This window comes from Stagnihabitans tardus (assembly GCF_009925085.1).
Taxonomy (GTDB): Bacteria; Pseudomonadota; Alphaproteobacteria; order Rhodobacterales; family Rhodobacteraceae; genus Stagnihabitans; species Stagnihabitans tardus.
In genome coordinates, this window is sequence record NZ_JAABNR010000005.1 from 166653 (window position 1) to 192760 (window position 26108).

Genomic DNA, 26108 nt, shown 5'->3' on the forward strand with positions numbered 1-26108 from the left:
CGTCAAGCCTGACAGAATGGGGGCGACAGGGTGAAACCCGACCGAATCGAATATGCGCTGATGGCGGCCTGGCTTTGCCTGCCGCAGCTTGCGCTGGCCGCGCCTGATCCGTCAGGCCTTTGCGACCGTGCTGCCGGAATGGCGGCAGAGGAATCCGGCGTTCCGGTGGATATTCTCCTCGCGATCTCGCGGGTGGAAACCGGGCGGACGCAGGATGGCATCCTCTCGCCCTGGCCCTGGACGATCAATGCCGATGGCGCCGGCGCTTTCTATGACAGCAAGGAAGAGGCCGTCGCCGCCGCGACCTCGCATCTGACCGATGGCACCGGGACCTTCGACACCGGCTGCTTCCAGATCAACTACAGCTATCACGGGCAAGAGTTCATCGGGCTCGAGGACATGTTCGACCCGCTGTCGAATGCCCGCTATGCCGCGAAATTCCTGAACCAGCTCTATGCCGAGATGGGGAATTGGGCCGATGCGGTGGCCGCCTATCACTCCCGCACCCCCGACAAGGCCGAGGAATACCTGGCCGCCGTCAAATCCGTGATCGAGGGGCCCGAGGTGGCCGAGGCCGCCGCCGCCCCCCTGCCACGGATCAACAATTTCCCGCTGTTGCAGGCGGGCACGCCGGGGCTCTTTGGCTCCATCGTGCCGCAGACCGGCGGGTTGCAGCCGCTGATGGGCGCCGTCGCGCCCCTGATCGGAGGCTGAGGCGTGAAGTTCGACAGCGCCACCCTCTATCGTCCGACGATCCTCCTGGCGCTCGCGCTGATGGGGATCATCCTGATGATGGTCCTGCCGATCCCGGCCTGGGTGATGGACATCGGCCTGGCCATCTCCTTCGCGCTGGCCATCCTGATGCTGACGGTCACGCTCTTCATCGAGCGCCCGTTGGAGTTTTCGGCCTTCCCGACCATCCTCCTGGCCTCGCTGATGCTGCGGCTGTCGCTGAACGTGTCCTCGACCAAGCTGATCATCGGGCAGGGCCACACCGGAACCGATGCGGCCGGCCATGTGATCGAGGGTTTTGCCACCTTCATCATGGGGGGCAACCTGCTTCTGGGCCTGGTGATCTTCCTCGTCCTTCTGATCGTGAACTTCGTCGTGATCACCAAGGGCGCGGGGCGGATGGCCGAGGTTGGGGCGCGATTTGCCCTCGACGGGATGCCGGGCAAGCAGCTGGCCATCGACGCCGACATGGCGGCCGGGGCCATCACCCATGCCGAGGCCAAGGCGCGGCGCGAAAAGGAACTGGCCGAGACGAATTTCTTCGGCTCGCTCGACGGTGCGTCGAAATTCGTCAAGGGCGATGCGATCGCGGGGCTTCTGATCACGGCGCTGAACCTGATCATGGGCCTGATCGTCGGGGTCTTCGTCCATGGCATGCCCATGGGACATGCCTTTGAAACCTATTCGATCCTGACCGTCGGCGACGGCCTGGTCAGCCAGATCCCCGCCGTCATCATCTCGGTCGCCTCCGCGCTCTTGCTGGCGCGCGGTGGCTCGACCGGGGCAGCGGATGTCTCCTTCTTCGAACAGTTGGGCCGCTATCCGGGGGCGCTTGGCACCGTGGCCGCGCTGATGGCGCTGATCGCGGTCATCCCGGGGATGCCCTTTCTGCCTTTCATGGGGGGCGCACTGCTCTTGGGTTGGGCGGCCTGGCGGGCACGGACCTTGCCCCCACCTCCCGCGGCGGAGGCGGCGCCGACCACGCCACTGAAGAAGACCATCGCCGACGTCCTGGACTTCGACGAGATCCATATCGAGTTTGCGCCCAACCTCGTGAACATGGTGCTGGACCCGGCCACCGGGCTCGACGCGCGGATCACCAACATGCGCAACCATGTGGCCGCACAATATGGCCTGATCCTGCCCGAGATCCGCCTGACCGACGAGCCGAGCCTCGCCGCCGGGACCTATGTCATCCGACTTCAAGGGGTCGAAAAAGTCCGCGACCGGCTCTTGCCCGAACGCGCCCTGGTGCTTTTGGCCGATGGGGTCTCGGCCCCCGATGGGATCGCCGTGGCCGAGCCGGTCTATGGCGCCCCCGCCCGCTGGATCCAGCCCGAGATGCAGGAGGAGGCCGCGCTCGCCGGCCTCACCGTCGTCTCTGCGCCCGAGGTTCTGGCCACCCACCTGCTGGAGATCATCAAGGCCAATCTTGCGCGCCTTCTGACCCTGCGCGGCATGCGGCGGCTGATGGACGAGTTTACCCGCGTCACCGATCCGCAGCGCGCCGATCAGAACAAGCGCCTGCTGGAGGAGCTCATCCCCGAGAAGATCCAGGTCGATACGCTGATGTCGGTCCTGCGCCTTCTCTTGGAGGAACGCGTTTCGATCCGCAACCTGCCCCTGATCCTCGAGGCCACGGCCGAGGCGCGGGGCCTGGGCGCGCCCGAGGCGATCTGCGAACATGTCCGCCAGCGGCTGGGCTTCCAATTGGTGGCCGAACTCAAGCGCGGCGACGGGACGATCCCGCTGATCCAGCTTGCCCCCGAATGGGAGAAAGCCTTCGCCGCCCACCAGGTCGAGGGCAACCGCGACGTGGCCCTGCCGCCCGATCTTTTCTCACGCCTCGCCAATGGCTTGGCCGAAAGGCTGAACAAGGCGGCCGAAAGCGGGACCTTCCCGGCCTTGGTCACCTCGACGCTGCGACGGCGGTTCCTGCACACGGTCATGGGGGCCAAGGGGCTCTCGGCGCCGGTCCTGTCCTACGAGGAAATCGGGATGGAGGCGCGTCCAGCCCTGGTCGGCGTGGTGCCGCCATGAACGCGATCATCCAACAGGCGCTCGACTTTGTCCGGCCCCTGCAAGACCTGATCTGGATCGCCGGGCTGATCTTCCTGCGCGTCTCGGCGGCCGTCTCGCTGATGCCCGCCTTCGGCGAGCAGTCCGTGCCGCAAAGGGTCAAGCTGATCATCGCGCTCTCCTTCACCGCCGTGATCTTTCCCGCCGTCTCGCCGCTGATGCGCGACCTGCCCTCCCTGCCCATCGCCGCGGCGGAGGAGGTCTTGGCCGGGCTCTGCCTTGGCATTGGCATGCGGCTTTTCATCTTTGCCCTGCAGATCGCGGCGGCGATTGCGGCCAACACGACCTCGCTGACCCAGATGTTCGGCGGCGCCTCGCCCGAACCGCAGCCCGCCTTCGGCAACCTCCTGACCATGGCGGCCCTGGCGCTCGCCGTGACCACCGGCCTGCATGTCCGGGCCGCAAGCCTCTTCATCCTGTCTTACGAGGCCTTTCCGGCCGGGCGCTTCCCCAGCATCGCGGATGTCTCGGACTGGGGGCTGCAAAACGTGGTCCATGCCACGACCCTGGCCTTCTCTCTGGCCGCCCCCTTCGTCATCGGCTCGATCATTTACAACCTCGCGCTTGGCGTCATCAACAAGGCCATGCCGCAGATGCCGGTCTCGCTGGTGGGCGCCCCGGCGATGACGATCGGCGCGCTGATCCTGATGGCGGTGGCTTCGCCCATCCTTCTGGGCATCTGGCTGCATGAGTTCCATGGCTTTCTGGCCCAGCCGACAAGGCTTGGACCATGAGCGAGGACAATGACGCCGAGAAAAGTCACGAGCCGTCCCAGCGACGGCTTGATGAGGCCCGACGAAAGGGCGACGTCCCGAGGTCGATGGACCTGGCCTCGGCGGCGGTTTACGGTGCGGCGGTCCTCTCGGTGATGGTCACGGGGGCCTGGGTCGTCGACCGTTTTGGCAGCTCGGCCATGGGGTTGATCGAACAAAGCGACCGCATCTCGCTGATGATGACCCATGGCGCGCGGCCGATGACGAAAGAGCTTCTGATCGACTTCGGCCTGCCGCTCTTGCCCTTGTTCCTGATCCCGATGCTTGCGGCGATCCTTGCCATCGCGGCGCAGCGCGGCTTCATCTTCGCGCCCGACAAGATCGCGATGAAGGGGGACCGCATCAATCCCCTGACCGCGCTGGGCCAACGCTTTGGGCGCGAGGGGATTTTCAATTTCCTCAAGGGCCTCTTCAAGCTGATCGCGGTCTGCGTCATCGTGGCGATCATGGTGCCCGATCATGCCCAGGCCGTGCTCGCCACTGCCAGCCAGGATGCGGGGCAATCTTCCGTCCTGATGATGCAGATCATGATGGAGTTCCTGATCCTCTCCTTCCTCGTCAGCCTGGTTTTCGGCGGGGCGGATTACGGCTGGCAATGGTTGCAGCACCGGCGCCGCAACATGATGACCCGGCAAGAGGCGATCGAAGAGCACAAGGACCAGGAAGGCGACCCACACGTCAAGATGCAGCGCCGCCAAAAGGGCCGCGAGATGGCGATGAGCCAGATGCTGGCCGCTGTCAGTGGCGCGGATGTGATCGTGGTCAACCCGACGCACTATGCCGTGGCGCTGAAGTGGAAGCGGGGCGACCGCAATGCGCCGGTTCTCTTGGCCAAGGGCGTGGACGAGGTTGCGGCCCGGATCCGCGAAAAGGCGATCGAGGCCGGCGTGCCGATCCACCGCGATCCGCCCACCGCGCGCGCGATCTATGCCAGTGTCGAGGTGGGCGATCCGATCCGGCCGGATCAGTACAAGGCGGTCGCGGCCGCCATCCGCTTCGCCGAGACGATGCGCAAACGGGCAAGGAGACGGGGATGAGCGAGAAGCAGAAGCTGGGGCGGCTGACCGAGATCAGCCAGCTCTTGTTCGATCAGAAGATGATGGTGCTGGAACGTGCCGCCCGTGCCCGGCAATCCAGTCTCGACCGTCTGGCCGAGCTCGACCGCCCCATGGAGGCCGCCGACCTGCCCCTTGTCACCGCGCAAGAGATCGCCTTTCGCCACGCGCTCTGGGCCGATCACAAGCGCCGCGAGATCAACGAGATGCTGGCCCGCCAGACCGCGGAATGGATCGAGGCGCGGGAGGAGGCCTCCCGCGCCTTTGGTCGCAACCAGGTCTTGAACCGGCTTCGCTCTCAGCTGTCCTGACGGACGAGGTCGGTGATCAGCACATCCTTGACCTTCTCGCCCAGGATCGACTTGGCGGATTCGAGCAGGGCCTCGCGCAGGATCACCAGGTTGGCGCCGTCAGTATAGACCCCGGCGAAGCCACCGGCATTGGCATGGTCGAAGAGCACCTGCAGGAACATGTCGCGCAGCTTGGGCTCGACATTGTAGACCTCGGGCGAGGCGCCGGTCTCGACCTCCAGGCTGAAGGAGAGGATGACCATGGCCGAGATCTTGCCGCCCTCCATCACCGGGACGACGAACTGGTTCTGCAGCTTGGCGAATTCGGGCAGGATGGCGGCCTCGCCCTCCCCCTCGGCATGGGGGTCGGCGGCGGCATGTTCGGTGGCGGCGCCCTCGGCCGCGGGTTCAGGGGCGGGGCGCAGGAAAAAGCCCGCGCCGCCGCCGATCAGGAGACCAAGGATGCCGAGGATGACGGGGATGAGTTTCTTGACCATGGCTCAGAACGGCAGGATCTGGTCGGTGACTTGTTGACCCCAGGGCGGGGATTGCACGTCCGAGATCGTCCCGCGCCCGCCGTAAGAGATCTGGGCATTGGCGATCTTGTCGTAATTGACCTCGTTCTGGCGCGAGATGTCGTCGGGGCGGATATAGCCGGTGACCAGGAGGTCGCGCATCTCTTCATTGACCAGGACCTGCTGCATCCCCTCGATCCGCAACACGCCGTTCGGCAGTTCCTCGACGATGGTGGCGGCGAGGCGCAGGGTGACCTTCTCGTTGCGCGTGATGTTGCCGGTGCCCGAGAAGGTCGAGCTCGAATCGGTCGACACCAGGCTGGAGGAGCTGGCGCCCTCGGGCAGGATCGCCGCGTCCAGACGCTGCGGGATGCCGAAAAGCTGCGGGATGCCGGCCGTGGTCGTCGACTTGCGCGTCCGGCCCGAGCTGTCCTTCAAGGTGGCCTGGTCGTCGATCTCGACCACGACGGTCAGGATGTCGCCGCGATGGCTGGCGCGGTGATCGCCCAAAAGCGAGGACCTCTGCGCCGTCCAGAGCGAGGAGGCGCTGGTCGCCGTCGCAGGCTCGCTGCTTTCGGGCAGGGCGGAATACATGGCGGCACGCTCGTTGCTGCTGTCGAGCGGCGAGAATTCGGGCGCGCGCCCGACCCGGTCGAGATTGCCGCAACCGGCAAGGATCAGGCAGGCGGCGATGGTCTTCTTCATTCACTCATTCCTTGGCTTGCGCCCACGCGGATCGTGCCATCAGGCGCCACGATCCCGGTGACGGTCTGGCGCGATGTCATGTTCATCGCGCGGATCGGGTCACCCGCCCCGCCACGGTCCAGGGCGCGGCCTTCGACGCGGATGGTCAGGCCCTTGGATTGGAAAAGCAGGATGACGTTCTGATTGCGGTCCACCAGGGTCGGTGCACCGAGGTCTTCGGCCCGGATCGCCCGTCCGGCGTAAAGCGTGACCCGGGTCTCTTTGCCCACGGCCTGATCCGTCTCGGTCAAGGCGCCGGGAATGGCTGCGGCGACGAGGGCCACGTCTTCGGCAGAGATGACGGACTTGGCCTTGATCGTGCGTGTCGCAATCATGCTGTCGGCCAGGGCCGGAGCGGTCAGAAGCAGCATCACGGCAAGGGCGCGCATCACTTCACCTGCGTCGTCGTGGCCATCATCTCGTCGGCCGCCGTGATCACCTTGGCGTTCAGCTCATAGCCGCGTTGGGCCTTGATCAGCTCGGTGATCTCGGCCACGGCATCGACGGTGCTTTCCTCGAGATAGCCCTGCCGCAGGTTGCCGAACCCATCGACCCCGGGCGTCCCGGTGATCGGCGGGCCCGAAGCAGAGGTTTCAAGGAAGAGGTTCGAGCCCGTCGCCTCCAGCCCCTTTTCGTTGGTAAAGGTCGTCAGGGTGAACTGGCCCAGAAGTGTCGGCTCGATCTGGCCGTCGAAATAGGCATAGACCTCGCCATTGCCGTTGACGGCGATGCGGTTGGCATCCGAGGGGATCGTGATGCCGGGGTTCACCTGGTAGCCATCCGAGGTCACGACCAGCCCATCGACCGACCGTTTCAGCGCCCCGTCGCGGGTATAGGCGGTTCCGCCCGAGGGCAGCTCGACCTCGAGATAGCCGGTGCCGTCGACCGCGAAATCCAGGTCGCCCCGCGTCTCGCTGAGCGAGCCCTGTTTCAGGATCACCGAGACCGAGGTCGGCCGCACGCCCATGCCCAGCTGCACGCCGGTGGGCAGCATGGTCCCGGTCTGCGAGGAAATCGCCCCCGGCCTTTGCACCTGTTCATACATCAGGTCGGCAAAGTCGGCGCGGCGGGCGTTGTAGCCCGTGGTCGACATGTTCGCCAGGTTGTTCGAGACGACATCGACCTTCATCTGCTGGGCCGACATGCCGGTCGCGGCGATTTGCAGCGCGTTCATCTATGCCTCCTATCGGCCAAGGGTCTGAATGACATTGCGGGCGCGATCATCCTCGCGGTCGAGGAAGCTCTGCCCCATCTGGTAGGCGCGCTGGACCGAGATCATCGTCGCGATCTCGTTGATCGGGCTGACGTTGCTCTCTTCCAGGTAGCCCTGCATGATCTTGGAGCCCGTGACCGGCTGGTAACCGCTGGCGGTGAAGAGCGTGCCTTGGGAGTGGGTCAAGGTCAGGGGATCGGTCGGGTTGAACAGGCCCATGCGCCCGATCGGCGACCCATTGGCCGACAAGGTGCCGTCCTGCGCGATCGTCACCTTGCCCGCGCCCGGCGGGATGAAGACCCGGCTGCCGGATTCGTCCAGCACGGGGAAGCCGTCTTCGGTCTGCAAGGTGCCGTCCGGGCCGATCACGAAGGCCCCGGCCCGGGTCAGCATCTGCTGCGCATTCGGCCCCTCGACCATGAAAAACCCTTCGCCCTCGACCGCGAGGTCGAAGGCGCCGCCGGTCTGGCTCAGGCCCGCCTGCATGATGTCGACCACGCGGGTGTTGCCATAGCCCATCGACAGCGAGGGGCTGTCCCCGGTCTTGGCGACCCATTCGGAGAACAGCGTCCCCTCGCGCTTGAACCCGGTGGTCGTGGCGTTCGCGATGTTGTTGGCAATCGCATCCATCTGGTTCAAGAGACCCGATTGGCGCGAGAGCGTGATATAGCCGGTGCTGTCCATCTTATCCTCCCGCGATCAGCGGCAGGATCGACCCGTTGAAGAAGGTGAGCAGGGTCGAGGTCATGAAGCTCATCGAGACCCAGAAGACCAGGATCATCGCGCCAACCTTGGGCGCGAAGGTGAGGGTCTGTTCCTGGATCGAGGTGAGCGCCTGGAAGAGGCCGATGACGAGACCGACGACGAGGCCGACGCCCAGGAGCGGCAGCGACATCTTGACCGAGATCCACAGCGCCTCGCGCAGCGCGTCGAAAAGGACAGCCTCGTTCATATCGGCATCCTCAGGATTTCCTGGTAGGCCTCCACCACCTTGTCCCGCAGGGTGGTGACGGTTTCCACCGCCAGCTGCGAGTTGGCGAGCGCCTCGACCAGGGCCTGGCTGTCGGCTTCGCCTGACATGGCCGCCTTTGCCGTGGTTTCGCCCCGGGCGAGGGTGTCTGCGAAAGACTGCGCAAACTTCGCCAACCCGCTTTCAGCAGTATCCGGTTGCGGCGTTGCCGCCGCCGCCGTGCGCGCCTTTGCATAAAGCTCGGCTGCGTAGGACGTTCTGACATCCATTCTGGATTACCTCCGCAACAAATCGTACAGGCCCTTGGTCATGTCCCGGGCCTGGTCGAAGATTTTGAGGTTCGCCTCATAGCTGCGCTGCGCTTCGCGCGCGTCAGCGATCTCGACCACCAGATCGACATTCGATCCATCATAGTGGCCGGTCTCATCGGCCAGCGGATTTCCCGGATCATAGACCTTGTCCAGGGGACTTCTGTCCAGCTGAACCCTTCCGGTCTCGACCGTGCCGCTGTCGATGTTTTCGTGGAACGACACGAGCTTGCGTTGATAGCCGGGCGTGTCGACGTTCGATATGTTTTCGGAGATGTGGCGCAGGCGGTCGGCCTGGGCGCGCATCCCGGAGGCTGCATAGGACAGCGAAGAGATCATGTCGGTCATGGCTTACTTCCGACCGAGGCTGGCGCGCAGGATGTCGCGAGCATTGCCATAGACCGCCATGGCCATGTTGTGATCCTTGCGGATCATCACCGATTTGACCATTTCTTCTTCAAGCGAGACCGTGTTGCCATTGGGCGAGGCGCCGCCGGTCGAGGGCCGGGGCACCTCGGTCATCACGGTTCCAGCAGAGGTGAAATGGCCCGGACGGGTGGCACGCATGCCACCGGGGGCGCTGTCCTGGTAGACTTCGGAGAATTCGGGCAGGTCCGTGGCCTTGTAGCCCGGCGTTGCCGATTGCGCGACATTCTTGGCCACCAGCTCCATGCGGCGCGAGGCATGTTCTGCCATGGCGCCTGCCATACGGGTGACATTCAGTGTTTCCAACATCTCGGGCTTCTCCCTCGACCTTCATAAACCAAGGCTTAAGGGTGATTCCTTTAGAAAGGGTTCAAGAGAACAGAGGGAGAATCCCGTGGCCGGAATATTTGATGCACTGGTTTCCGAAATTTCTACGGTTTCCCGTAAGGCCCGGTTAGGACGTGTGGCTGAAATCGGCCGCGGCACCGTGGTGGTGAAGGGGCTGGAGGATGCGGCGACGCTCGGCGACCGGGTCATGATCGGCACCAACCTTGGTGGTGAGGTCGTGGCCCTGCGCGCCGATTCCATCACCGTCCTGACCGACCGCATGGCGGAGGGCTTAGGGATCGGGACCTCGGTCCGGCTGATGGGGCAGGCGGGGATCTCTCCGGACAATTCCTGGATCGGGCGGGTGATCGACCCCTTCGGCAACCCCTTGGATGGACGCATCATTTTCAAGGGGCCGAGGATGCGGCCACTCTTGGCAGCGGCGCCCTCGGCCTCGACCAGGCGGCGCTTGGGGGAGCGGCTGGAGACCTCGGTCGCGGTCTTCGACACCCTGCTGCCCCTGGTGCGCGGGCAGCGGATCGGTCTTTTCGCGGGCTCTGGCGTGGGGAAATCGACGCTTCTTGGCAAGTTCGCGCGGGGGGTCTCGACCGATGTCGTGGTCATCGCGCTGATCGGGGAACGGGGCCGGGAACTGCGGGAGTTCATCGAGACGGTCCTGGGGCCCGAGGGGATGAAGCGGGCGGTCGTGGTCACCGCCACCTCGGACCAGTCGCCCCTCGTGCGGCGGCGCTGCGCCTGGGCTGCCATGGCCGTGGCCGAACATTTCCGCGACCAGGGGCTGCATGTGCTGCTTCTGGCCGACTCCGTCACCCGCTTTGCCGAGGCGCATCGCGAAGTGGCGCTGGCGGGGGGCGAAGAGGCCAGCCTGCGCGGCTATCCGCCCTCGGTGGCCCCTGCGATCATGGCCTGGGCCGAACGCGCAGGCCCGGGGGCGGAGGGGTCGGGGGATATCACGGCGATCTTCTCGGTGCTGGTCGCGGGGTCGGATATGGAGGAAACCATCGCCGATATCCTGCGCGGCGTGCTGGATGGTCACGTCGTCATGGACCGCAAGATCGCCGAACGCGGGCGCTATCCGGCGATCGACCTGTTGCGGTCGGTCTCGCGAAGCCTGCCCTGGGCGGCCAGCAAGGAGGAGAACGAGGCGATCAACGAGGCGCGCAAACTGCTTGGCGCCTATGACCGGGCCGAGCTGATGATCCAGGCCGGGCTTTACACCAAGGGCTCGGATCCCCTGGTCGATGCCTCGATCCGGGTCTGGCCGGCCTTGGACGCCTTTATCGGCGAGGATGCGCCAAATGACGGTGCGGCGGGCAGTTTCCGCAGGTTGCGGGCCGCGCTGGGCCGCAAATCAGCGTAGCCGCGTCTGCAACAGCGTCAGCGCGATCGAGGTGGAGGAGGTCTGGCTCGTCAGCTCCTCCGCCTGGGCGCGGGTCAGGAAGCGCTTGACCAGGCTATCCACCTTGGTCGTATCGGAAAACTGGCTCAGGCTGCTGTTGCCGAAAACCGTCTTGGCCCGTGATTGATAGATCGCAAGCTGCTGGTCCAGGTCCAGCGAGCCCACCGATTTCGGAATGCCAAGCGCCTTTTGAAAGACCGAGGCGAGGGCCGCATTTCCAATCACTTTCAACCACTTCGTCGTGTCGGACCCGGTCGAGGCGGCAAGGCTCGCCACCTCGGACTGGGCGTTCAGGGCCAGGCGAAGGTTCTGGTCCTGGTTGCCCACGGCGACTTCGAACTGCTTGTCCAGGAACTTGGTGACGATCTCTTGCCCAAAGCTCGACACCTGGGTCGAGGGCGTCGCCAAATCAAAGCCGAAGGCCTGGGTCAGGGACAGATAGCGCTTGTCCGTCATGCGGTTGGCCAGCGCCGTCGTGGTCAGCGACCCATCGGCCAGGATCTTCTTGATGAAGGCCTTGTTGTTGATGTCATCGTCGAGCCCGAAGGCCCCCAGCGCGACGCGCAGGAGCCTTCGGTCCTTGACGAGGTCGTCCGCCGTCTTCACCTTCGCGATATTCGCCTTGAAATACTCCGTATCGCGGAGAACGTCGGGCGACTTGTTGAAGGCGGCGGTCTGAACCGATTTCGTGCGGTTCAAGAGGGTCCAGCCCGCATAGCCAGTCAGGGGCAGGACCGGTTGGTAGGTCACGACGCCTCTCCCTCGCGGGCGGCGGCGGCAGCGGCGAAGAGACGCTCTTCGCGCGGAAGAAGGGCGCGCAGAGCCTTCAGCACCTGGTAGTGCTGGTCGTCCAGCACGGCCTTGGTGGCCATGTTCAGCTGGGTCCGGCTGTCGTGATCGGTCAGAACCTGGCTCAGCTGTTCGATCCCGCGCAAAAGCTGTTGGCGGGTGTCTTCGGCCGTGGCATCGCCGGTCAGGACCAGCTGGGCCACGTAGCACACCCGTTTGACCGGGGTGTTGGCCTCCTGCGGGTGGATCGCATCGCGCAACCGCAGGATATTGGCGTTGGGGGTCATGATGGCCAAGCGCGAACGCTTGTCCCCATTCTCCACCACGGCGCCGTTGATCAGGACCCGCTCATGGGGCCCCAGCTTCAGGACAAGGCCGCTCATGATGCGCCCCCGTCGCCTCTCAGTCCGCGCATGACGGCGGTGTTGATGTCGATCAGCACCTCCACCGAGGCGCGGTTGTCCAGGACCGAGCGGGTATGCCCGGCGGTGAACTCGTACAGGTAGAAGAGCTGGGCGCGCAGCGGAGGCGGCAGGCCATTGCCCTTTTCGGCGACATCGGCGGCCAGCGCCGACCAGAGTTGCAGGTTTTCGGTCAGGGCCGTGGCCAGCATCGGGAAGTCTTCCTTCCGCCGCATCCAGGCCATCGACAATTTCTGGGTACACCGCGCGAGCAGGTCGTATTCGTGGGCACGGGGCGTGCGCACGGGGGCCTCGCGGCGGCCATAGGCCGCGCGGGCATTCGAAGTAGCAGTGGACACGATTTATTCCTTCCGGTCTTGCGTGGGGTTGCGCAGCTGGACCGGGGGGCCGGTAGAAAGGCCCCCCGGATCAGTCGCTTACCGGAAGAGGGAGAGCAGGGCTTGCGGCTGCTGGTTGGCGATCGACAGGGCCTGCGTCGACAGCTGCTGCTGCACCTGGAGGGCCTGCAGGCGGGCGGAGGCTTCCTCCATATCGGCATCGACCAGCGAGCCGATGCCAGCCTTCATGGAATCCACCAGCTTGCTGACGAAGTCCTTTTGCGTGTCGACCCGGGTCTGGTCCGAGCCGAAGGAGGCAGAGGCGTTGATTGCGGTTTGCATCATGGTCTCGATGTTGCCCAGCGCCGCCGCAGCATCGGTCGCATTCGCCACGCTGATCGAGGACAAGGCACCAAGACCACCGGCCCCGGCATTCTTGAACTGAAGCGAGACGTTGATGTCGGTGTCGACCGGCGTCGAGGCGTTCGACTGGGTATTGTTGGTGATGACGAGCGTTCCGGCATTGGCCTGGTCGTAGTCCACCGTCAGGCCGGTGATGCCCAGCGATTCGATGGCCTTCTTCAGGCCGACTGCCACCAGATCCGAGGGCGAAGCCGAGGCCACGTCCTCGGCCGTCACCGTATAGCTCGCCGCCTTGCCGCCGATGTTGATCGACACGCTGTCCCCCGCCGCGAAGGCGTCGGTGCTGTCATCGATCACGATCGTGCCGGTGTCCCCGCCGCCGTCGATGGTGAAGCCCGCGGTGTCCATCGCGGTCGAAACACCATCAGAGCCTGCGAGCACGCCCTTGGCCACATAGGCGCCGATCGAGAGGTCCTGCGCCGTCACCCCGATCGAAGAGGCGGTCACCGACGAGCCCGAGCGGTCCAGCGAGGCCAGAATCGGCACGGTGGTGGTCTGCGAACCGTCGACGAGGTTCAGCCCGTTGAACTGGGCGGCACCGATCACCGACTGGATCTGGCTGCGAAGCGCAACGATATCCGTCTGGATCTTGGCCCGGTCGACGTTTTCGCCCTGGGCCGCGACGATCTTGGTCTTCATCTGGGTCAGGTAGCTGGTCACCGTCTCCGCGGCCTGGCGGGCCACGGCGATGGTCGAGGACCCAAGCGCGAGGCTGTCCGAGATGCCTTTGAAGCCCTCGACGTCAGCCTCCATCACCTTCGAGATAGCCCAGACAGCAGCATTGTCCTTGGCCGAAGCCACACGTTTGCCCGTCGAGATCTCCGCGGTGGTCTGGCTCAGACTGGTGGAGATGGTCTTCATCGTCTGAAGAGCCACCATCGCACTGTTGTTGGTCAGAATGGACGACATTTCCGTTTCCTTTGCGGTCAGCCGGCGCTTTGCGCCCGGCCTGTTGCACCATCACTCAAGATGGCCGTTGGGCTTTCTATCCAATGCGACCGGTCTGCCCGGGACGCGCCACCCCACCTGGGATGCAAGGTCAATCAAACGCCTCAAGCGCTAAGAGTTTCCTAATCGCCAAGGGGCATTTTCCTGCGATTTGATTGAAGCTCGTTTCAGATCAGAAGCGTCCAAGGGGCGGACCGCCCGCTGCACCGGGATCAGGCGTCTCGTGTCGGCCCGTGCGGTCATAGGTCACCATCCCGCGGGCGACTTGCCGCACCTCGGCGAGGCGCCGCAGGGCAGAGCGGATGCCCTGGGTCGTGGCCCGCAGCGTGGCTGCATTGCGGTCGGCCCGGGCCCGGATCAGCGCCACCGCCGCCGCATCCAGCCGCTGGGAGGGCTGGTCGAGCTCTGCCTCCAGCGCCTGACCAAGCGGGCCGAGCGCGGGGTAGTCATGTCGCAACAGCGCCCCGTGGATTTCGTCCAGGAGAAGCACTGCCTTGGGATCAGGAAGGGATGTCATCGCGTTCCGCCAATGCTTTGAAGATGGATTCGGCCAGCCCGATGCCGCCTGCCTTGACCATGGCCTTGGCCTGTTCGGCGCGCAGGAAGGACGAGAACTGGTCCTCGCCGCTGCCGCCGGCAAAGTCCGATGTCGCATTCAAGCCCGTGTAGGACAGCATTTCCGACAGGAAACCGGCCTCGAGTTCCTCGGCCTTTTGGCGCAGGAGCTTCTCCCGCTCTGGCGGGAGGGTCGGTTGAGCCGCCGGTTGCGGGCGGCTGGGGGGCAATTCCATCGGTTTCTCCGATCATGCGGATTTTCTGCACTATCCGGCATCCGGGTAAACAAGTGGTAACTCTTCACGCTCTAGCTTTCCGGAAGTTTCGCAAGCGCAGTTTCGGCAGAAGTCGGGAACAGATGGACAGTATCGAACTCTTGGCCGTTCCGGTGGGAACGATGACGACCGCTCAGCCGCAAGAGCTTCCGGCGGACGATGGTTTCGCTCAGGTCCTGGGGGCAGAGGGTCGCCTCGACAAGGAGACATCCGCGCTTCCCGTCCCGGCCAAGCTCCCCGGACCGCGACCCGACCTTCTCGCGGCACCCCAGACTCCTCCGCCAGAGACCTTGCCAGAACCCCTGCTGGTTGCTGTGCCCGAACAGGACCTGCAATCCGCCCCCCCCGCGCCAGAGGACCCCGCCCCCGAGCCGCTCGAGGCTGCGGATGCGACCGATCCCGCGACACTGGTGCTTCCCGTCCCGGTGATCGCCGCCCTTCCCCCGCCATCCGCCCCCACGCCGGTCGAGGAGGGGGCGGCCCTGCTCCCCGCTGCCCCGGCAGAGGCTTCCCGCGCTGCGGTTCAGGCCGCGCCTGATCGCGGCGTCATTGACCCGGAAGCGGAGCCTGTGACACAAGGGCAACCCCCGGCCGAGCGGCGCCCGGAAGCTGGCCCGCGTCTGGAAACGGGGGCGGAGGGGGCTTCGACCGAGCTTGCCCCCGCTCATGCCCCGCGTCTTGGCGACAGCGGCTACCAGGCCGCCCGGCAGGCCCTCGGTGCCCCGCTGGCAGAGGGCGCGACGGCAGCAGCGCCCGGAAAGGCGCTTCCCGTTCAAGGCATTGAAATTCCAGAGAGTAACGATCCCAGGCTCCAGCAGGACACCCCTGCCCCGGCCACATTGCTGCCCGAGGCCGCGCCGACCTCGCCTCGCCCCTCAGCCGGACAGATCCAGGCGTCGATCTTGGCCGACCTCCCCGCATCCGAGGCGCCTGCCGCCCCTGAAGCCCTGGATGTGCCAGGGGCCCCCCCTCTCAAGGCACCAAACCAGACCGCTCCGCTGCAGGGCGAACGGGCCCCCGATGCCCCTGTCGCAAGCGCGCGCCCTCAGCCCGCCTCGCTGGAAACAGGGCCCGCCGCCCCGGACTTGAACCTCGTCTCGCTGCGCCACCAGGCAGCCCTGACCGAGGTGCAGGAAGGGCCCGCGCCTTCTGCGCAAGATGTCGTCCAGGTCGCCGCGCTTGCCCCTTCGGCAACGGCAGAGGTCTTGCCCGATCCGGAAATCGCCGAAGTCTCCCTGCCCGGGGCGGCTCAACGGACCGCCACGCCGCCGCTGGAGGCCGAGGCCAGCCTGCCGGCTCCGCTGCCCCCTGTGTCACGCCTTGCCGCGCCTGACCCCGTCGAAGCGCTCCCCCGCATCAAGCAGGAACCCCTGCCCGCGACCCGGCAGGAATTGGCGCCGACCGACCCGCTGACGGCAGCCGAGGAGGGTGGGACCGCTGCCTCCCGTCCGATCCTCTTGCCGGCCAGCTTGGGCGAATCCGTGATCCTGACGCGGAGCCTCCCCTCCTTTGCTTTGGCCACGGGCGATTCGGTCGCCCTGCCAAGGCCGGCGACGGCAGTTGCGGCACCGCCCCTCTCGATGACGGCCCTCGTTTCGCCTGTATCTGAAACGCTGGCCCCCGTGATCGAGGCCCCCCAAACCCTGGCTCCCGTGAAGCTTGAGCCTGAAACCCCGGCCCCAATCCCGCCGGAGCCCGCGCCTCGATCGCTTGCCGCCCCGACCCTCGCAAGCCCGACCCTCGCAAGCCCGACCCTCGCAAGTCCGACGCCTGAGAGTCTGGCCCTTGAAAGACCGGCCCCTACGAGACTGGCTCCTGAGAGTCCTGCGCTTGCTCCACAGCCCCCGGCTCCTGCCACCCGCCCCGACGCAACGGCGACCGCAGCGCCCCAGGTCTTCACCCCGGATGGGCCGCAGCCCCTTCCGACCGAAGGGGCAGAGCCCGTTGCACTGCCGGGCAAGGTCCAGGCCGACCCGGCTTCGGCGGAGACCTCCGCTCCTCGAGATCTCCGCCGCGCCACCCCGGAGGGGACCTCCGCCGAGGGCCCTTCCCCCGAGCTGCGCCCGATGGGGACCGAAAGAGAGGCGTCCCGCGCGACCACCTTGCCCGACGCCGCCCTGCGCCAAGCTCCCCTGGCCGTTCCCCCAAACCCCAAGGCCGAAACCCAGCGCCTGTTGCAGGCCCTGCGGGCGGAGCCCGTGGTCGTCCCCGCGCCGCAGTCCCAGGACACCAGGGTCACAGAGGCCGCAAGCGCGGCGACCGCTCGGCCGATTGCCGACCTGGCCCCGGCCCCGTCAAGTCCCCGCCAGACCGAGGCCACGACCTTGGCCCCACAGACCGCACGGCCGCCGGTTCTGCCCGATCTGGCCCTGCCTGTGGACCCCGTGCCCCCGGCGAATCTGGTCGGCGAAGCGCTTGTCGACGCGGTCTCGGCGCCGGTCACGCCCGGGCCGACCCCCGCCGACCCCAGGCCCGCGGCCCCGGCAGAACGACACGCCCAGCCCCTGGCCCAACCCTCCCGGCCCCATCCGGCCCAGCTTCGCCCTGCCGATCCCCCGTCGATGGCCGATGTGGTGTCCCAAGCTGCCCGGGCCGAGGCCGGCCCGCGTCCCGGCCCCGTCGACGAGGCTCCGCGCCCCTCCCGGCGCATCGCCACAAGCGCCGAACCCCTGGCCCCCAAGGCGGAGGGCCGCGCCGCCGATCCGGTGCAGGTCGTGACCGAGGCCCCCTTGGCCGCCGCTCCGCCTCCCGATCTGCCCCGCAAAGAGGTCGAAGTTGCACCGCAACCCGTGGCCCCATCTGTGCAAGAGGCAAAGGCCCCTGCACAACAGACCTCCGCCCCCGTCGTCGCGCCCTCGACTCTCGCCGCCTCGGAAGCCACGCGCAAGGCGGTCGAAACCGCCCGCGACTTCGCACCCCGACTGGTGAAACGCATCGCCGAAACCGGATCGCGCAAGTCCGAAATCGTGCTGGAACCGGCCGAGCTTGGAAGGCTGCGCTTCGAGCTGATCACCCGGGGCGACCGGGTCGAGGTCCACATGACCGCCGAACGCCCCGAAACGCTTGAGCTCTTGCGCGCGAATGTCACCGAGTTGCGCCAGGAATTCCGCTCGGCCGGGCTTGATACCGGCACGATGAACTTTGGCCAATGGGGGCAGGGCGCCCGCGAAGAGCGCAACCTTGCCCCCTTTGCCGACCCCTTGGCCGAGCCCGGCTTCGACGCCGCGCCCATGGCCGCCCTCACCCCGCCGCCCGAACGCCGCAGCGTCGCGGGCGGGCTCGATCTCAGATTGTGAAAGGATCAGCCATGGCTGTGACCGCAACCACCTCGACGACCACGACCACGACCCCGACGACGACCGCGGCTTCCTCCACCGCGGCGGACAACAAGAAGAATTACGAAACCTTCCTCAAGATGATGACGACGCAGATCAAGAACCAGGATCCGCTGAACCCGATGGATGCCGACCAGTTGGCCGTGCAATTGGCGACCTTCAGCCAGGTGGAACAGCAGACCAAGACCAATGATCTTCTGTCGCAGATGGTGTCGCAGACCAATCTGGGCGCCATGGGGCAGATGGTGGGCTGGGTCGGCAAGGAGGCCAAGGTGACCGCCCCGGTGGCCTTTGATGGTGCAACGCCGATCGGGGTGGAGCTTCAGCCGCGCACCGGGGCGACAAAGACCGTGCTGGTGGCCAAGGATGGGGCGGGCAACATCGTCAGCCAGACCGAAGTCGCGGTTACGCCCGGGACCTATGAATGGCAGGGTCTGGACAATGAGGGCGACGCCCTGGCCAAGGGCAAATACACGCTGAGCCTGGTCAGCTACTCGGCCACCGGAGAGCTGGGGACCGACCCGGTCTCTTACTACCAACGTGTCAGCGAGGTGCGCAGCAGCGGCAGCGGGGTCAATCTCTATCTCGCCAATGGCACCGAAGTCGCGGCTTCTGCCGTGACCGCGATCCGCGAGGCGGCGAATTGATCGCTTGGGCGGGGTCGCCCGAGCCCCGTCTGAGCGCTAAGAATTCCCTTTCCCGTCCAGATCGGCTAAGCCCGGTTGAAACAGCAGCGGGATCAGCCCTTGACCATCTATCTTCATCAGAACGACCTGCCCGACGGCCTGAACCTTGGCGCCGTCGTGGCCATCGACACCGAGACCATGGGGCTCGACCCGCGCCGCGACCGGCTTTGCGTGGTGCAGCTTTCGGCCGGTGACGGTCACGCGCATCTGGTGCAGATCGCCAAGGGCCAGACCTCGGCGCCGAACCTGACCCGTCTTCTGACCGATCCCAATGTGGTGAAGCTCTTTCATTTCGGGCGCTTCGACATTGCCGCGATGCAAAAGGCCTTTGGCGTGCGCACGGCTCCGGTCTGGTGCACCAAGGTCGCGGCCAAGCTGATCCGCACCTTTACCGACCGGCATGGGCTGAAATACCTCTTGAACGAGCTGGTGGGCGTCGATGTGTCAAAGGCGCAGCAGACCTCGGACTGGGGTTCGGTGACGCTGACCGAGGCCCAGAAGGAATATGCGGCCTCGGACGTGCTTTACCTGCACAAGCTGAAGGACGCGCTGGAGGCCGTGCTGATTCGCGAAGACCGGCTCGACCTCGCGCAGCGCTGTTTCGACTTCCTGCCGACCCGGGCCGAGCTGGATCTCCTGGGCTGGGACGAGCCGAATGACCTCTTCCACCACTGACCTCCTCGCCACCGCGCGGCGGGTCATCGCCACCGAGGCCGAGGCGCTGACCGCGCTGGGCGCGAGCCTGGACGGCAGTTTCACCCGCGCGGTCGGGCTGATCCTGGCGACCAAGGGGCGTGTGATCGTCTCGGGCATGGGGAAATCGGGCCATATCGCGAGGAAGATCGCCGCGACCTTTGCCTCGACCGGCACGCCCGCCCATTTCGTCCACCCGGCCGAGGCCAGTCATGGCGACCTTGGCATGGTGACCGAGGCCGATGTGGCGCTGGTCCTGTCGAACTCCGGTGAGACGCCGGAGCTGGCCGATCTCCTGGCCCATACCCGCCGCTTCAGCATCCCGTTGATCGGCGTGGCCTCCCGGCCTGACAGCACCCTGATGCGCAATGCCGATGTGGCGATCCTTCTGCCCCCGGCGCCCGAGGCCTGCCAGACCGGGATCGTGCCCACGACCTCGACCACCATGACGCTGGCCCTGGGCGACGCGCTGGCCATCGCCTTGATGGAACACCGGAAATTCACGCCAGAGCATTTCCGCGTCTTCCATCCGGGCGGGAAACTCGGGGCGAAACTGCTCAAGGTCCGCGACCTGATGCACACCGACCTGCCCCTGATCGGCGCCGATGCCCCGATGAGCGAGGTGCTTCTGACCATCACCCGTTACGGCTTTGGCGTCGTGGGCGTGACCGAGCGGGGCAGCCTGCGCGGCATCGTCACCGACGGCGACCTGCGGCGGCATATGGAGGGGCTCCTCTCCCACACCGCGCGCGAGGTGATGACCCGCGACCCCCGCACCATCGGCCCCGAGGCCCTGGCCGAGGCCGCCCTGGCCATCATGAACGACCGCAAGATCACCTGCCTTTTCGTCAAGGAGGGCGACACGCCCTGCGGCATCCTGCATATCCACGACCTTCTCCGCGCTGGAGTGGTCTGACATGGCCTTGGCGCGGCTCGATAATTTCCACTCGCGCCTGGTTCTGTGGCTGAAGATCGTCCTGCCGCTGGTGGCGCTTGCGCTTCTGGCGACGCTCTTCCTTCTGGGCCGCAAGGTGCAGCCCGAGGATGCGATTCCTTATGCGACGGTCGATGTCGAAGACCGCCTGCGCGAGCCGCGCCTGACCCAGCCGGAATATGCCGGGATGACCAATGACGGCGCCGCGCTGACGATCAAGGCGGCCGAGGCGCGGCCCGGGGTGGCCGGTTCGACCGACGCGGGCCAGGCCAAGGCGCTCAGCGCCTTGCTGGAGATGCCGCAGGGCGGCACGGCGGCGATGATGGCGGGCGCCGGGCGTCTGGATGCCGAGGGGGACCGGGTCGTTCTGACCGATGGGGTCAGCCTGACGACCTCCACGGGCTATCGGCTCACCATGCCGGGGGTGACCGTGGGCTTGACGCAGACCGATGTGACCTCCCAGGGCGCGGTCCTGGCCTCGGGGCCCTTGGGGCGGATCGAGGCCGGGGGGATGCACCTGGGGCAGGATGCTGCCGGGGGTTATATTCTGGATTTCACCCAGGGCGTGCGGTTGATATACCTGCCCCCAAAGGGGAATTGAGATGCGTTTGGCCGTTCTGATCCTGTCGATGTTGCCCCTTGCCGCCTGGGCCCAGGAAACCGGCGTGACGCTGGGGGGGCTGAAGGCTGACCCTTCGGCGGCGGTCGAGGTGACCTCGGACCGGCTCTCGATCAACCAGAAGGACGGGCTGGCGGTCTTCGACGGCTCGGTCGTGGTGGTGCAGGGCACGATGCGGCTGACGGCGGCGCGGATCGAGGTGACCTACGGCGCCGATGGGACCTCGATTGCCGCGATGACGGCGACGGGCGGGGTGCAGCTTGCGGCGGGCGAGGATGCGGCACAGGCGGCCGAGGCGGTCTATCGCCCGGGGGATTCGGCGCTGACCATGACCGGCGATGTGCTTTTGACGCAAGGGGGCGCGACGATCGCCGGGCAGAAGCTGGTGATGGATCTGCGCACCGGGCTTGGCACGATGGAGGGCCGCGTCACCACGACCTTCGCCCCCAAGGCAAAGGGCGGCTGATGGTGCAGGTCATCGAAGGCACGGGCGGGCTGGCGGTCCGCAACCTGCGGAAAAGCTACAAGAAACGGCTGGTGATCCGCGATGTCTCGCTGGACCTTGGCCGGGGGGAGGTCGTGGCTTTGCTCGGCCCCAATGGCTGCGGCAAGACGACGACCTTTTACTCGATTGCGGGTCTCGTGCAGCCCGAAGGCGGCCAGGTCCTGATCGACGGGCGCGATGTGACGGGCCTGCCGATGTATCGCCGGGCGCGGCTGGGGATCGGCTATCTGCCGCAGGAAATGTCGATCTTCCGGGGGCTTACGGTCGAGGAGAATATCCTCGCCGTGCTGGAGATCGTCGAGCCCGACCGCATGAAGCGGCGCGAGCGGCTGGAAGAGCTTCTGTCCGAGTTCTCCATCGACCACATCCGCCGCGCGCCCGCGCTGGCCCTCTCGGGCGGTGAGCGGCGCCGGGCCGAGATCGCCCGCTGCCTCGCCGCCAATCCGCTTTACCTTCTGCTGGACGAGCCCTTCGCGGGCGTTGATCCCATTGCGGTGGCCGAAATCCGCCATCTCGTCCATGACCTGAAGTCGCGCGGCATCGGCGTCCTGATCACCGACCACAATGTCCGCGAAACGCTCGAGATCGTGGACCGCGCCTATATCCTCCACGATGGCCAGGTGCTGAAATCGGGCACGGCGGATGAAATCGTGCGGGATGACACGGTCCGCCGGGTCTACCTGGGCGAGAATTTTCGGATCATCTGACAGTTTCGTAACCGCTTGTTGACAACTGGATGGCCTGATCCCCAAATGAGAGGGATGAAGGCAGGAACCGCCAGTTCTTTCGGCCCCATGCGGCCCCCACCGGGGCACCGCGGCTGGTTGGCGGTGTGCCCAAAACCCCCCAGTTTTTCGACCCTTCCCCAAGGACGGGTTTCATCGCAGAGGAGGCGAAACATGCGGTATCAGATCTCTGGCAAGCAAATCGACATTGGCGAGGCGCTGCAGACCCATGTGAAGGCGGAAATCGGCGAGATCATCGAGAAATATGCGCAGCGTCCGACCGATGCGCATGTGGTGTTCTCGCGCGCGGGGCATGAGCATGTCTGCGAGGCGACGATCCACCTGTCGACCGGGCTGACCGCCCAGGCCAAGGGCCATTCCTCCGAGATCTATGCCGCTTTCGAATCCTGCCGCGAGAAGATGGACAAGCAGATGCGGCGCTACAAGCGGCGTCTGCGCAATCACCACGCCACCCGCACGACGCCTGTTGAGTTCGGCATGTCCGCGGCCTATATCCTCGCGCCGAGCGAAGAGCCGGAGGAAGGTGACCAGGCGCCGCTGCAACCCGTGATCGTGGCCGAGATGGAGAAGAAGATCTCCACCCTTTCGGTCGGCGAGGCGGTGATGCAGATGGAGCTGAGCGGCCTGAAGTTCCTGGTTTTTCGGAACGAGAAAGACAATGGGGTCAATGTGGTCTACCTCCGCGAGGATGGGAACATCGGCTGGATCGACCCCAACAATGTGAAATAAGCCCCCGAGGGGGCTGAGCAGGTGACGATGGAACTGTCCAAGCTGTTGATGCCCGGAGCGGTCCGGGTTGTCGGGCAATTGACCGGCAAGAAGCGCCTGTTCCAGGAGCTTGGAGAGATGGCGGCCCAGGCCTATGGCCTGAACGCCGCCGCCGCCACCGATGGGCTGCAAGAGCGCGAGATGCTCGGGCCCACCGGCGTCGGCCACGGCATCGCTTTGCCCCATGCGCGGCTGGATGACATCGACCGGATCGTGGCGGTCTTCCTGCGGATGGAAAAACCGCTGGACTACGATTCGGTCGATCGTCAGCCCGTCGACCTGGTCTTCGGCCTTTTCGCGCCCAAGGACTCCGGGGTCGAGCATCTGAAGGCCCTGGCCCTGGTCAGCCGCACGATGCGCGACAGCGGCATCTGCGCGAAACTGCGCGCCAATACCGACACGGCCAAGCTTCATGCCATCCTGACCGAGGCGCGGTCGACCCAGGCGGCATGAGGCGGCTGCTTTTCGCCCTGGCGCTGCTGCCCGCGCCGCTTTCGGCCGAGCCCGGAATCGCGCATTTTTCGGGGCTTCTGCCGTTGAACGCCCCGGATGCGCCCGAGACGGCGGCGCTTCTGGCCTTCCTGCACGACAATGACGGCAAGCTGGTCTTTCTGGATATCGACATCGACACCTCGGTCTCGATCCAGCCGCAGATCGATGCCATGCGGGCCTGCGGGTTGCTGGCCGACGAAGAGGGGTTCGACGCCGCAGACCTTTTGAACACGCCGCTCGGGATTCCGACCCTGCGGGATGGCCAGGTCAATTGCTGGAACTCGGTCACTTTCGAGACCCCACGCAGCACACTTCCGATGAATGCCGCCTCCATGGGGATCGTGAGCTGGCGGCAGGAGGGATTCTTCCTCGTGCAAGGCCTGATGAAGGGCGGTCAGAACCCGCCCAGCTACCACCTGCGCGAGATCGCGGCGGATGCCGCAACCTGGGCCTTGCAGGTGAATAGCCGCTAACCCAGCATCAGTCCGGCCCAGAGCCCCAGGCCCAAGAGCGCCGCCGCTCCCACAAGCGTCAGCGGCCAGCCCAGGCCCCGGGGCGCCGGGGGCTCGGGGCGGTTCGTCTGCGCGATCAGCACATCCTCGACCAGCTTGGGGAGTTTCGGGCCGAAGCGGGCCAGGACCTTGATCGTATCGGCCAGGTCGCGTGCCAAAGCGATCGGCCCGACATGGGAGCGGATATAGCCCTCGACCACCGGTTTCGCGACCTGCCAGATGTTGATATTGGCGTCCAGGCTCCGCGCCACGCCCTCGACCACGACCATGGTGCGTTGCAGAAGGATCAGCTCGGTCCGCGTCTCCATTCCGAAACGTTCCGTGACTTCAAAGAGATAGGCCAGGAGCTTGGCCATGGAGATCCGGTTGGCCTCCATCCCGAAGATCGGCTCTCCCACCGCCCGCAGGGCCATGGCAAAGGCCTCGACATCGCGGTCGGCGGGGACGTAACCGGCCTCGAAATGGACCTCGGCGACGCGGCGGTAATCGCGGCGGATGAAACCGTAAAGGATCTCGGCATAGACGCGACGGGTATAGGCGTCGATCCGGCCCATGATGCCGAAGTCGAAAATGATCAGGTCGCCATTCGGCGCAGCCTTCAGGTTGCCCTGGTGCATGTCGCCATGGAAGAAGCCATCCCGCAGCGCATGGCTCAGGAAGACCTGCAGCACCTTGCCCCCCAGGGCCACGCGGTCGATCCCCGCCCGGTCCAGCGCGGAAAGGTCGGCCAGGTTGATCCCCTCGGCCCAGCCCATGGTCAGGACATTGCGCCCCGAGAGCCGCCACAGCGGCTCGGGCGCCTGGATGCCGTCCTCGGTGCCGATATTGGCGACGAATTCCGAGGCCGAAGAGGCCTCGAGCCGCAGGTCCAGCTCGGCCATCACCACGCCTTCGAAATGGGCGACGACATCCAGAGGACGCAGGCGGCGGGTCGAGGGCAGGAAAAGCTCGAAGAGGCCAGCGGCGAAGTAGAAGGCGTCGATATCCTTGCGGAAGGCGCGCTCGATCCCGGGGCGCAGGACCTTGACCGCGACAAGCCGCCCGTCATCGGCCAGGCGCGCTTTATGGACCTGGGCGATGGAGGCGGCCGCCACGGGCTCGGAGAAGTCGGCGAAAAGCGTGTCGACCGGCTGGCCCAGCTCTTCGGCCACCATCTGGCGGGCGACCTCGGTCGGGAAGGGCGGGAGCTGGTCTTGCAGGTATTTCAGCTGCTGCGCCATGTCCTCGCCGACGATGTCGGGACGGGTCGAAAGGATCTGGCCGAACTTGATATAGGCGGGCCCCAGCGCCGTGATCGCCCGCACGACCGGGGGCAGGGCCGGGTCGCCCCTCAGCCCCAGCCATTTGAAGGGCCAGCCGAGCGTCCGCACCAGCGCCCGCAGCTGCCAGGGGGCGGAGAGCCCCTCCAGCACCGCATCCATGGCCCCGGTGCGTTCAAAGGTCGCCCCGGTGCGGATCAGCCGGATCAGGTTGTGGGGGCCCCGCATCAGACCTTCCAGCCGGAGTGCAAGGCGGCCACGCCCATGGTCAGGTTGCGATACTTGACCTGTTGGAAGCCCGCCTGGCGGATCATGCCGGCGAAGGTCTCTTGATCCGGGAATTTGCGGATCGATTCCACCAGGTATCGATAGGAGTCGCGATCCCCCGTCACCAGCTTGCCCAAGGGCGGGATGACGTTGAAGGAGTAAAGGTCATAGGCCTTTTGCAGCAATTCGTTCGGGATCTGGCTGAACTCCAGCACCATGAGCCGCCCGCCGGGTTTCAGCACGCGGAAGGCCTCGTTCAGCGCCTCTTGCACGCGGGTCACGTTTCGGATGCCGAAAGAGATCGTGTAGACGTCGAAAGTATTCGCGGCGAAGGGCAGGGCCATGGCGTCGCCCACGACCCAGGTCAGGGCCTGGGCCAGGCTTTCCGCCTCGGCGCGCTTCTGGCCCTCGATCAGCATGGATTCGGTCATGTCCAGCACGGTTGCGGTCGCTCCGGGCGCGCGGGAGAGGAAGCGGAAGGCCACGTCTCCCGTCCCGCCCGCCACATCCAGCAGCTTCTGGTCGGGCCTCGGCGCCAGCCAATCCATCATCGCGTCCTTCCACAGGCGGTGGACGCCGCCCGACATCAGGTCGTTCATGATGTCGTATTTCGAGGCCACGCGGGTGAAGACGCCATGGACCAGCCCGGCCTTCTCGGTCTCGGGCACGGTCTGATAGCCGAAATGGGTGGTCTGGTCCGCCATGGCACTT

Annotated in this window: 33 protein-coding genes; 16 read left to right on the forward strand and 17 right to left on the reverse strand. The window is 66.0% G+C overall.

Annotated features, from left to right (window positions below; all coding sequences use genetic code 11):
- Positions 1–30: 30 nt before the first annotated feature.
- The 5 genes from GV832_RS06990 to GV832_RS07010 are packed head-to-tail and all read left to right on the forward strand — an operon-like array spanning position 31 to position 4950.
- Positions 31–714: a lytic transglycosylase domain-containing protein gene (locus GV832_RS06990; protein WP_168774125.1), complete on the forward strand. Its 684-nt coding sequence runs from the start codon at positions 31–33 to the stop codon at positions 712–714.
- Positions 715–774: 60 nt separating this feature from the next.
- Complete coding sequence (locus GV832_RS06995) at positions 775–2772, forward strand: flagellar biosynthesis protein FlhA (protein ID WP_435531746.1); 1998 nt, start codon at positions 775–777, stop codon at positions 2770–2772.
- Positions 2769–3545, forward strand: a complete 777-nt coding sequence (locus GV832_RS07000; RefSeq protein WP_168774127.1) for a flagellar biosynthetic protein FliR — start codon at positions 2769–2771, stop codon at positions 3543–3545. The genes GV832_RS06995 and GV832_RS07000 overlap by 4 nt, the downstream gene beginning before the upstream one ends.
- A complete protein-coding gene (locus GV832_RS07005; protein ID WP_168774128.1) occupies positions 3542–4621 on the forward strand; it encodes an EscU/YscU/HrcU family type III secretion system export apparatus switch protein in 1080 nt (359 codons plus the stop codon). The genes GV832_RS07000 and GV832_RS07005 overlap by 4 nt, the downstream gene beginning before the upstream one ends.
- On the forward strand, positions 4618–4950 hold the full coding sequence (locus GV832_RS07010) for a hypothetical protein (protein WP_168774129.1): 333 nt from the start codon (positions 4618–4620) through the stop codon (positions 4948–4950). The genes GV832_RS07005 and GV832_RS07010 overlap by 4 nt, the downstream gene beginning before the upstream one ends.
- Here the strand turns inward: GV832_RS07010 and GV832_RS07015 are convergent.
- The 9 genes from GV832_RS07015 to GV832_RS07055 are packed head-to-tail and all read right to left on the reverse strand — an operon-like array spanning position 4938 to position 9414.
- Entirely contained in the window at positions 4938–5426 is a 489-nt protein-coding gene (locus tag GV832_RS07015; protein ID WP_168774130.1) for a flagellar basal body-associated FliL family protein, read from the reverse strand. The two genes, GV832_RS07010 and GV832_RS07015, sit on opposite strands and share 13 nt — an antisense overlap.
- A 3-nt stretch (positions 5427–5429) precedes the next feature.
- Positions 5430–6149 carry a flagellar basal body L-ring protein FlgH gene (flgH, locus tag GV832_RS07020; protein ID WP_168774131.1) on the reverse strand — a complete coding sequence of 240 codons (720 nt, stop codon included), beginning with the start codon at positions 6147–6149 and terminating at the stop codon, positions 5430–5432.
- The gene (gene flgA / locus GV832_RS07025; RefSeq protein WP_168774132.1) at positions 6146–6577 is read right to left on the reverse strand and encodes a flagellar basal body P-ring formation chaperone FlgA; all 432 of its coding nucleotides are present in this window, start codon (positions 6575–6577) and stop codon (positions 6146–6148) included. Before flgA ends, flgH begins: the two co-directional genes overlap by 4 nt.
- A complete protein-coding gene (gene flgG / locus GV832_RS07030) occupies positions 6577–7362 on the reverse strand; it encodes a flagellar basal-body rod protein FlgG (protein WP_168774133.1) in 786 nt (261 codons plus the stop codon). Before flgG ends, flgA begins: the two co-directional genes overlap by 1 nt.
- 9 nt (positions 7363–7371) lie before the next feature.
- Entirely contained in the window at positions 7372–8085 is a 714-nt protein-coding gene (locus tag GV832_RS07035) for a flagellar hook-basal body complex protein (protein ID WP_168774134.1), read from the reverse strand.
- Between the two features lies 1 nt (position 8086).
- Positions 8087–8353, reverse strand: coding sequence for a flagellar biosynthetic protein FliQ (locus GV832_RS07040; protein WP_168774135.1), 267 nt, complete (start codon positions 8351–8353; stop codon positions 8087–8089).
- Entirely contained in the window at positions 8350–8640 is a 291-nt protein-coding gene (fliE, locus tag GV832_RS07045) for a flagellar hook-basal body complex protein FliE (protein WP_168774136.1), read from the reverse strand. Before fliE ends, GV832_RS07040 begins: the two co-directional genes overlap by 4 nt.
- A 6-nt stretch (positions 8641–8646) precedes the next feature.
- Positions 8647–9027: a flagellar basal body rod protein FlgC gene (flgC, locus tag GV832_RS07050; protein WP_168774137.1), complete on the reverse strand. Its 381-nt coding sequence runs from the start codon at positions 9025–9027 to the stop codon at positions 8647–8649.
- A gap of 3 nt (positions 9028–9030) precedes the next feature.
- Entirely contained in the window at positions 9031–9414 is a 384-nt protein-coding gene (locus GV832_RS07055) for a FlgB family protein (RefSeq protein ID WP_168774138.1), read from the reverse strand.
- A gap of 85 nt (positions 9415–9499) precedes the next feature.
- Here GV832_RS07055 and GV832_RS07060 point away from each other — a divergent pair, with 85 nt between their 5' ends.
- Entirely contained in the window at positions 9500–10813 is a 1314-nt protein-coding gene (locus tag GV832_RS07060; protein WP_354001936.1) for a FliI/YscN family ATPase, read from the forward strand.
- Here the strand turns inward: GV832_RS07060 and GV832_RS07065 are convergent.
- The 6 genes from GV832_RS07065 to GV832_RS07090 all read right to left on the reverse strand — a co-directional run bounded on the left by GV832_RS07065 (position 10805) and on the right by GV832_RS07090 (position 14542).
- Positions 10805–11602 carry a DUF1217 domain-containing protein gene (locus tag GV832_RS07065; protein ID WP_168774140.1) on the reverse strand — a complete coding sequence of 266 codons (798 nt, stop codon included), beginning with the start codon at positions 11600–11602 and terminating at the stop codon, positions 10805–10807. The genes GV832_RS07060 and GV832_RS07065 overlap by 9 nt on opposite strands.
- A complete protein-coding gene (gene flbT / locus GV832_RS07070; protein ID WP_168774141.1) occupies positions 11599–12024 on the reverse strand; it encodes a flagellar biosynthesis repressor FlbT in 426 nt (141 codons plus the stop codon). Before flbT ends, GV832_RS07065 begins: the two co-directional genes overlap by 4 nt.
- Entirely contained in the window at positions 12021–12401 is a 381-nt protein-coding gene (flaF, locus tag GV832_RS07075) for a flagellar biosynthesis regulator FlaF (RefSeq protein ID WP_168774142.1), read from the reverse strand. Before flaF ends, flbT begins: the two co-directional genes overlap by 4 nt.
- Positions 12402–12479: 78 nt before the next feature.
- Positions 12480–13712, reverse strand: a complete 1233-nt coding sequence (locus GV832_RS07080) for a flagellin N-terminal helical domain-containing protein (protein ID WP_168774143.1) — start codon at positions 13710–13712, stop codon at positions 12480–12482.
- 211 nt (positions 13713–13923) lie between these two features.
- Positions 13924–14268, reverse strand: coding sequence for a hypothetical protein (locus GV832_RS07085; RefSeq protein WP_168774144.1), 345 nt, complete (start codon positions 14266–14268; stop codon positions 13924–13926).
- Positions 14252–14542 (reverse strand): rod-binding protein, encoded by a 291-nt coding sequence (locus GV832_RS07090; RefSeq protein ID WP_168774145.1) that lies wholly within the window; start codon positions 14540–14542, stop codon positions 14252–14254. Before GV832_RS07090 ends, GV832_RS07085 begins: the two co-directional genes overlap by 17 nt.
- A 2105-nt stretch (positions 14543–16647) precedes the next feature.
- On the opposite strand from GV832_RS07090, the gene GV832_RS07095 reads away from it, so the two are divergent.
- The 10 genes from GV832_RS07095 (at position 16648) to GV832_RS07140 (ending at position 23832) form a co-directional block, all read left to right on the forward strand.
- A complete protein-coding gene (locus GV832_RS07095) occupies positions 16648–17877 on the forward strand; it encodes a flagellar hook-length control protein FliK (protein ID WP_168774146.1) in 1230 nt (409 codons plus the stop codon).
- A gap of 11 nt (positions 17878–17888) precedes the next feature.
- Complete coding sequence (locus tag GV832_RS07100; RefSeq protein WP_168774147.1) at positions 17889–18563, forward strand: flagellar hook capping FlgD N-terminal domain-containing protein; 675 nt, start codon at positions 17889–17891, stop codon at positions 18561–18563.
- A 99-nt stretch (positions 18564–18662) separates the two neighbouring features.
- Positions 18663–19277, forward strand: coding sequence for a ribonuclease D (locus GV832_RS07105; protein WP_168774148.1), 615 nt, complete (start codon positions 18663–18665; stop codon positions 19275–19277).
- Entirely contained in the window at positions 19258–20211 is a 954-nt protein-coding gene (locus GV832_RS07110) for a KpsF/GutQ family sugar-phosphate isomerase (RefSeq protein WP_168774149.1), read from the forward strand. Before GV832_RS07105 ends, GV832_RS07110 begins: the two co-directional genes overlap by 20 nt.
- 1 nt (position 20212) lies before the next feature.
- Positions 20213–20830 carry a hypothetical protein gene (locus tag GV832_RS07115; protein ID WP_168774150.1) on the forward strand — a complete coding sequence of 206 codons (618 nt, stop codon included), beginning with the start codon at positions 20213–20215 and terminating at the stop codon, positions 20828–20830.
- 1 nt (position 20831) lies between these two features.
- A complete protein-coding gene (lptA, locus tag GV832_RS07120; protein WP_168774151.1) occupies positions 20832–21314 on the forward strand; it encodes a lipopolysaccharide transport periplasmic protein LptA in 483 nt (160 codons plus the stop codon).
- Positions 21314–22060 (forward strand): LPS export ABC transporter ATP-binding protein, encoded by a 747-nt coding sequence (gene lptB / locus GV832_RS07125; RefSeq protein WP_168774152.1) that lies wholly within the window; start codon positions 21314–21316, stop codon positions 22058–22060. Before lptA ends, lptB begins: the two co-directional genes overlap by 1 nt.
- 192 nt (positions 22061–22252) lie before the next feature.
- On the forward strand, positions 22253–22828 hold the full coding sequence (gene hpf, locus GV832_RS07130) for a ribosome hibernation-promoting factor, HPF/YfiA family (RefSeq protein WP_168774153.1): 576 nt from the start codon (positions 22253–22255) through the stop codon (positions 22826–22828).
- Positions 22829–22855: 27 nt separating this feature from the next.
- Entirely contained in the window at positions 22856–23320 is a 465-nt protein-coding gene (locus GV832_RS07135; RefSeq protein WP_168774224.1) for a PTS sugar transporter subunit IIA, read from the forward strand.
- Positions 23317–23832 carry a hypothetical protein gene (locus GV832_RS07140; RefSeq protein ID WP_168774154.1) on the forward strand — a complete coding sequence of 172 codons (516 nt, stop codon included), beginning with the start codon at positions 23317–23319 and terminating at the stop codon, positions 23830–23832. The genes GV832_RS07135 and GV832_RS07140 overlap by 4 nt, the downstream gene beginning before the upstream one ends.
- Here the strand turns inward: GV832_RS07140 and ubiB are convergent.
- Together ubiB and ubiE are read right to left on the reverse strand one after the other, a co-directional pair.
- On the reverse strand, positions 23829–25358 hold the full coding sequence (ubiB, locus tag GV832_RS07145) for a 2-polyprenylphenol 6-hydroxylase (RefSeq protein WP_168774155.1): 1530 nt from the start codon (positions 25356–25358) through the stop codon (positions 23829–23831). The genes GV832_RS07140 and ubiB overlap by 4 nt on opposite strands.
- Positions 25358–26101 (reverse strand): bifunctional demethylmenaquinone methyltransferase/2-methoxy-6-polyprenyl-1,4-benzoquinol methylase UbiE, encoded by a 744-nt coding sequence (gene ubiE / locus GV832_RS07150; protein ID WP_168774156.1) that lies wholly within the window; start codon positions 26099–26101, stop codon positions 25358–25360. Before ubiE ends, ubiB begins: the two co-directional genes overlap by 1 nt.
- Positions 26102–26108 lie beyond the last annotated feature (7 nt).

Bases quoted from the DNA above. Each gene is read 5' to 3' on its own strand.
- GV832_RS07100 (WP_168774147.1), top strand. From the start codon at position 17,889: ATGGCTGTGACCGCAACCACCTCGACGACCACGACCACGACCCCGACG.
- GV832_RS07040 (WP_168774135.1), bottom strand. From the start codon at position 8,353: ATGAACGAGGCTGTCCTTTTCGACGCGCTGCGCGAGGCGCTGTGGATC.
- GV832_RS07095 (WP_168774146.1), top strand. From the start codon at position 16,648: ATGGGGACCGAAAGAGAGGCGTCCCGCGCGACCACCTTGCCCGACGCC.
- flgA (WP_168774132.1), bottom strand. From the start codon at position 6,577: ATGCGCGCCCTTGCCGTGATGCTGCTTCTGACCGCTCCGGCCCTGGCC.
- lptA (WP_168774151.1), top strand. From the start codon at position 20,832: ATGCGTTTGGCCGTTCTGATCCTGTCGATGTTGCCCCTTGCCGCCTGG.
- GV832_RS07015 (WP_168774130.1), bottom strand. From the start codon at position 5,426: ATGGTCAAGAAACTCATCCCCGTCATCCTCGGCATCCTTGGTCTCCTG.
- ubiB (WP_168774155.1), bottom strand. From the start codon at position 25,358: ATGCGGGGCCCCCACAACCTGATCCGGCTGATCCGCACCGGGGCGACC.
- GV832_RS07085 (WP_168774144.1), bottom strand. From the start codon at position 14,268: ATGACATCCCTTCCTGATCCCAAGGCAGTGCTTCTCCTGGACGAAATC.
- GV832_RS07140 (WP_168774154.1), top strand. From the start codon at position 23,317: ATGAGGCGGCTGCTTTTCGCCCTGGCGCTGCTGCCCGCGCCGCTTTCG.
- GV832_RS07055 (WP_168774138.1), bottom strand. From the start codon at position 9,414: ATGTTGGAAACACTGAATGTCACCCGTATGGCAGGCGCCATGGCAGAA.
- flgC (WP_168774137.1), bottom strand. From the start codon at position 9,027: ATGACCGACATGATCTCTTCGCTGTCCTATGCAGCCTCCGGGATGCGC.
- ubiE (WP_168774156.1), bottom strand. From the start codon at position 26,101: ATGGCGGACCAGACCACCCATTTCGGCTATCAGACCGTGCCCGAGACC.
- GV832_RS07080 (WP_168774143.1), bottom strand. From the start codon at position 13,712: ATGTCGTCCATTCTGACCAACAACAGTGCGATGGTGGCTCTTCAGACG.
- GV832_RS07035 (WP_168774134.1), bottom strand. From the start codon at position 8,085: ATGGACAGCACCGGCTATATCACGCTCTCGCGCCAATCGGGTCTCTTG.
- GV832_RS07010 (WP_168774129.1), top strand. From the start codon at position 4,618: ATGAGCGAGAAGCAGAAGCTGGGGCGGCTGACCGAGATCAGCCAGCTC.
- flgH (WP_168774131.1), bottom strand. From the start codon at position 6,149: ATGAAGAAGACCATCGCCGCCTGCCTGATCCTTGCCGGTTGCGGCAAT.
- GV832_RS07135 (WP_168774224.1), top strand. From the start codon at position 22,856: ATGGAACTGTCCAAGCTGTTGATGCCCGGAGCGGTCCGGGTTGTCGGG.
- hpf (WP_168774153.1), top strand. From the start codon at position 22,253: ATGCGGTATCAGATCTCTGGCAAGCAAATCGACATTGGCGAGGCGCTG.
- GV832_RS07110 (WP_168774149.1), top strand. From the start codon at position 19,258: ATGACCTCTTCCACCACTGACCTCCTCGCCACCGCGCGGCGGGTCATC.
- GV832_RS07000 (WP_168774127.1), top strand. From the start codon at position 2,769: ATGAACGCGATCATCCAACAGGCGCTCGACTTTGTCCGGCCCCTGCAA.
- GV832_RS07005 (WP_168774128.1), top strand. From the start codon at position 3,542: ATGAGCGAGGACAATGACGCCGAGAAAAGTCACGAGCCGTCCCAGCGA.
- lptB (WP_168774152.1), top strand. From the start codon at position 21,314: ATGGTGCAGGTCATCGAAGGCACGGGCGGGCTGGCGGTCCGCAACCTG.
- GV832_RS06995 (WP_435531746.1), top strand. From the start codon at position 775: ATGGGGATCATCCTGATGATGGTCCTGCCGATCCCGGCCTGGGTGATG.
- GV832_RS07090 (WP_168774145.1), bottom strand. From the start codon at position 14,542: ATGGAATTGCCCCCCAGCCGCCCGCAACCGGCGGCTCAACCGACCCTC.
- GV832_RS07115 (WP_168774150.1), top strand. From the start codon at position 20,213: ATGGCCTTGGCGCGGCTCGATAATTTCCACTCGCGCCTGGTTCTGTGG.
- flbT (WP_168774141.1), bottom strand. From the start codon at position 12,024: ATGAGCGGCCTTGTCCTGAAGCTGGGGCCCCATGAGCGGGTCCTGATC.
- fliE (WP_168774136.1), bottom strand. From the start codon at position 8,640: ATGGATGTCAGAACGTCCTACGCAGCCGAGCTTTATGCAAAGGCGCGC.
- flgG (WP_168774133.1), bottom strand. From the start codon at position 7,362: ATGAACGCGCTGCAAATCGCCGCGACCGGCATGTCGGCCCAGCAGATG.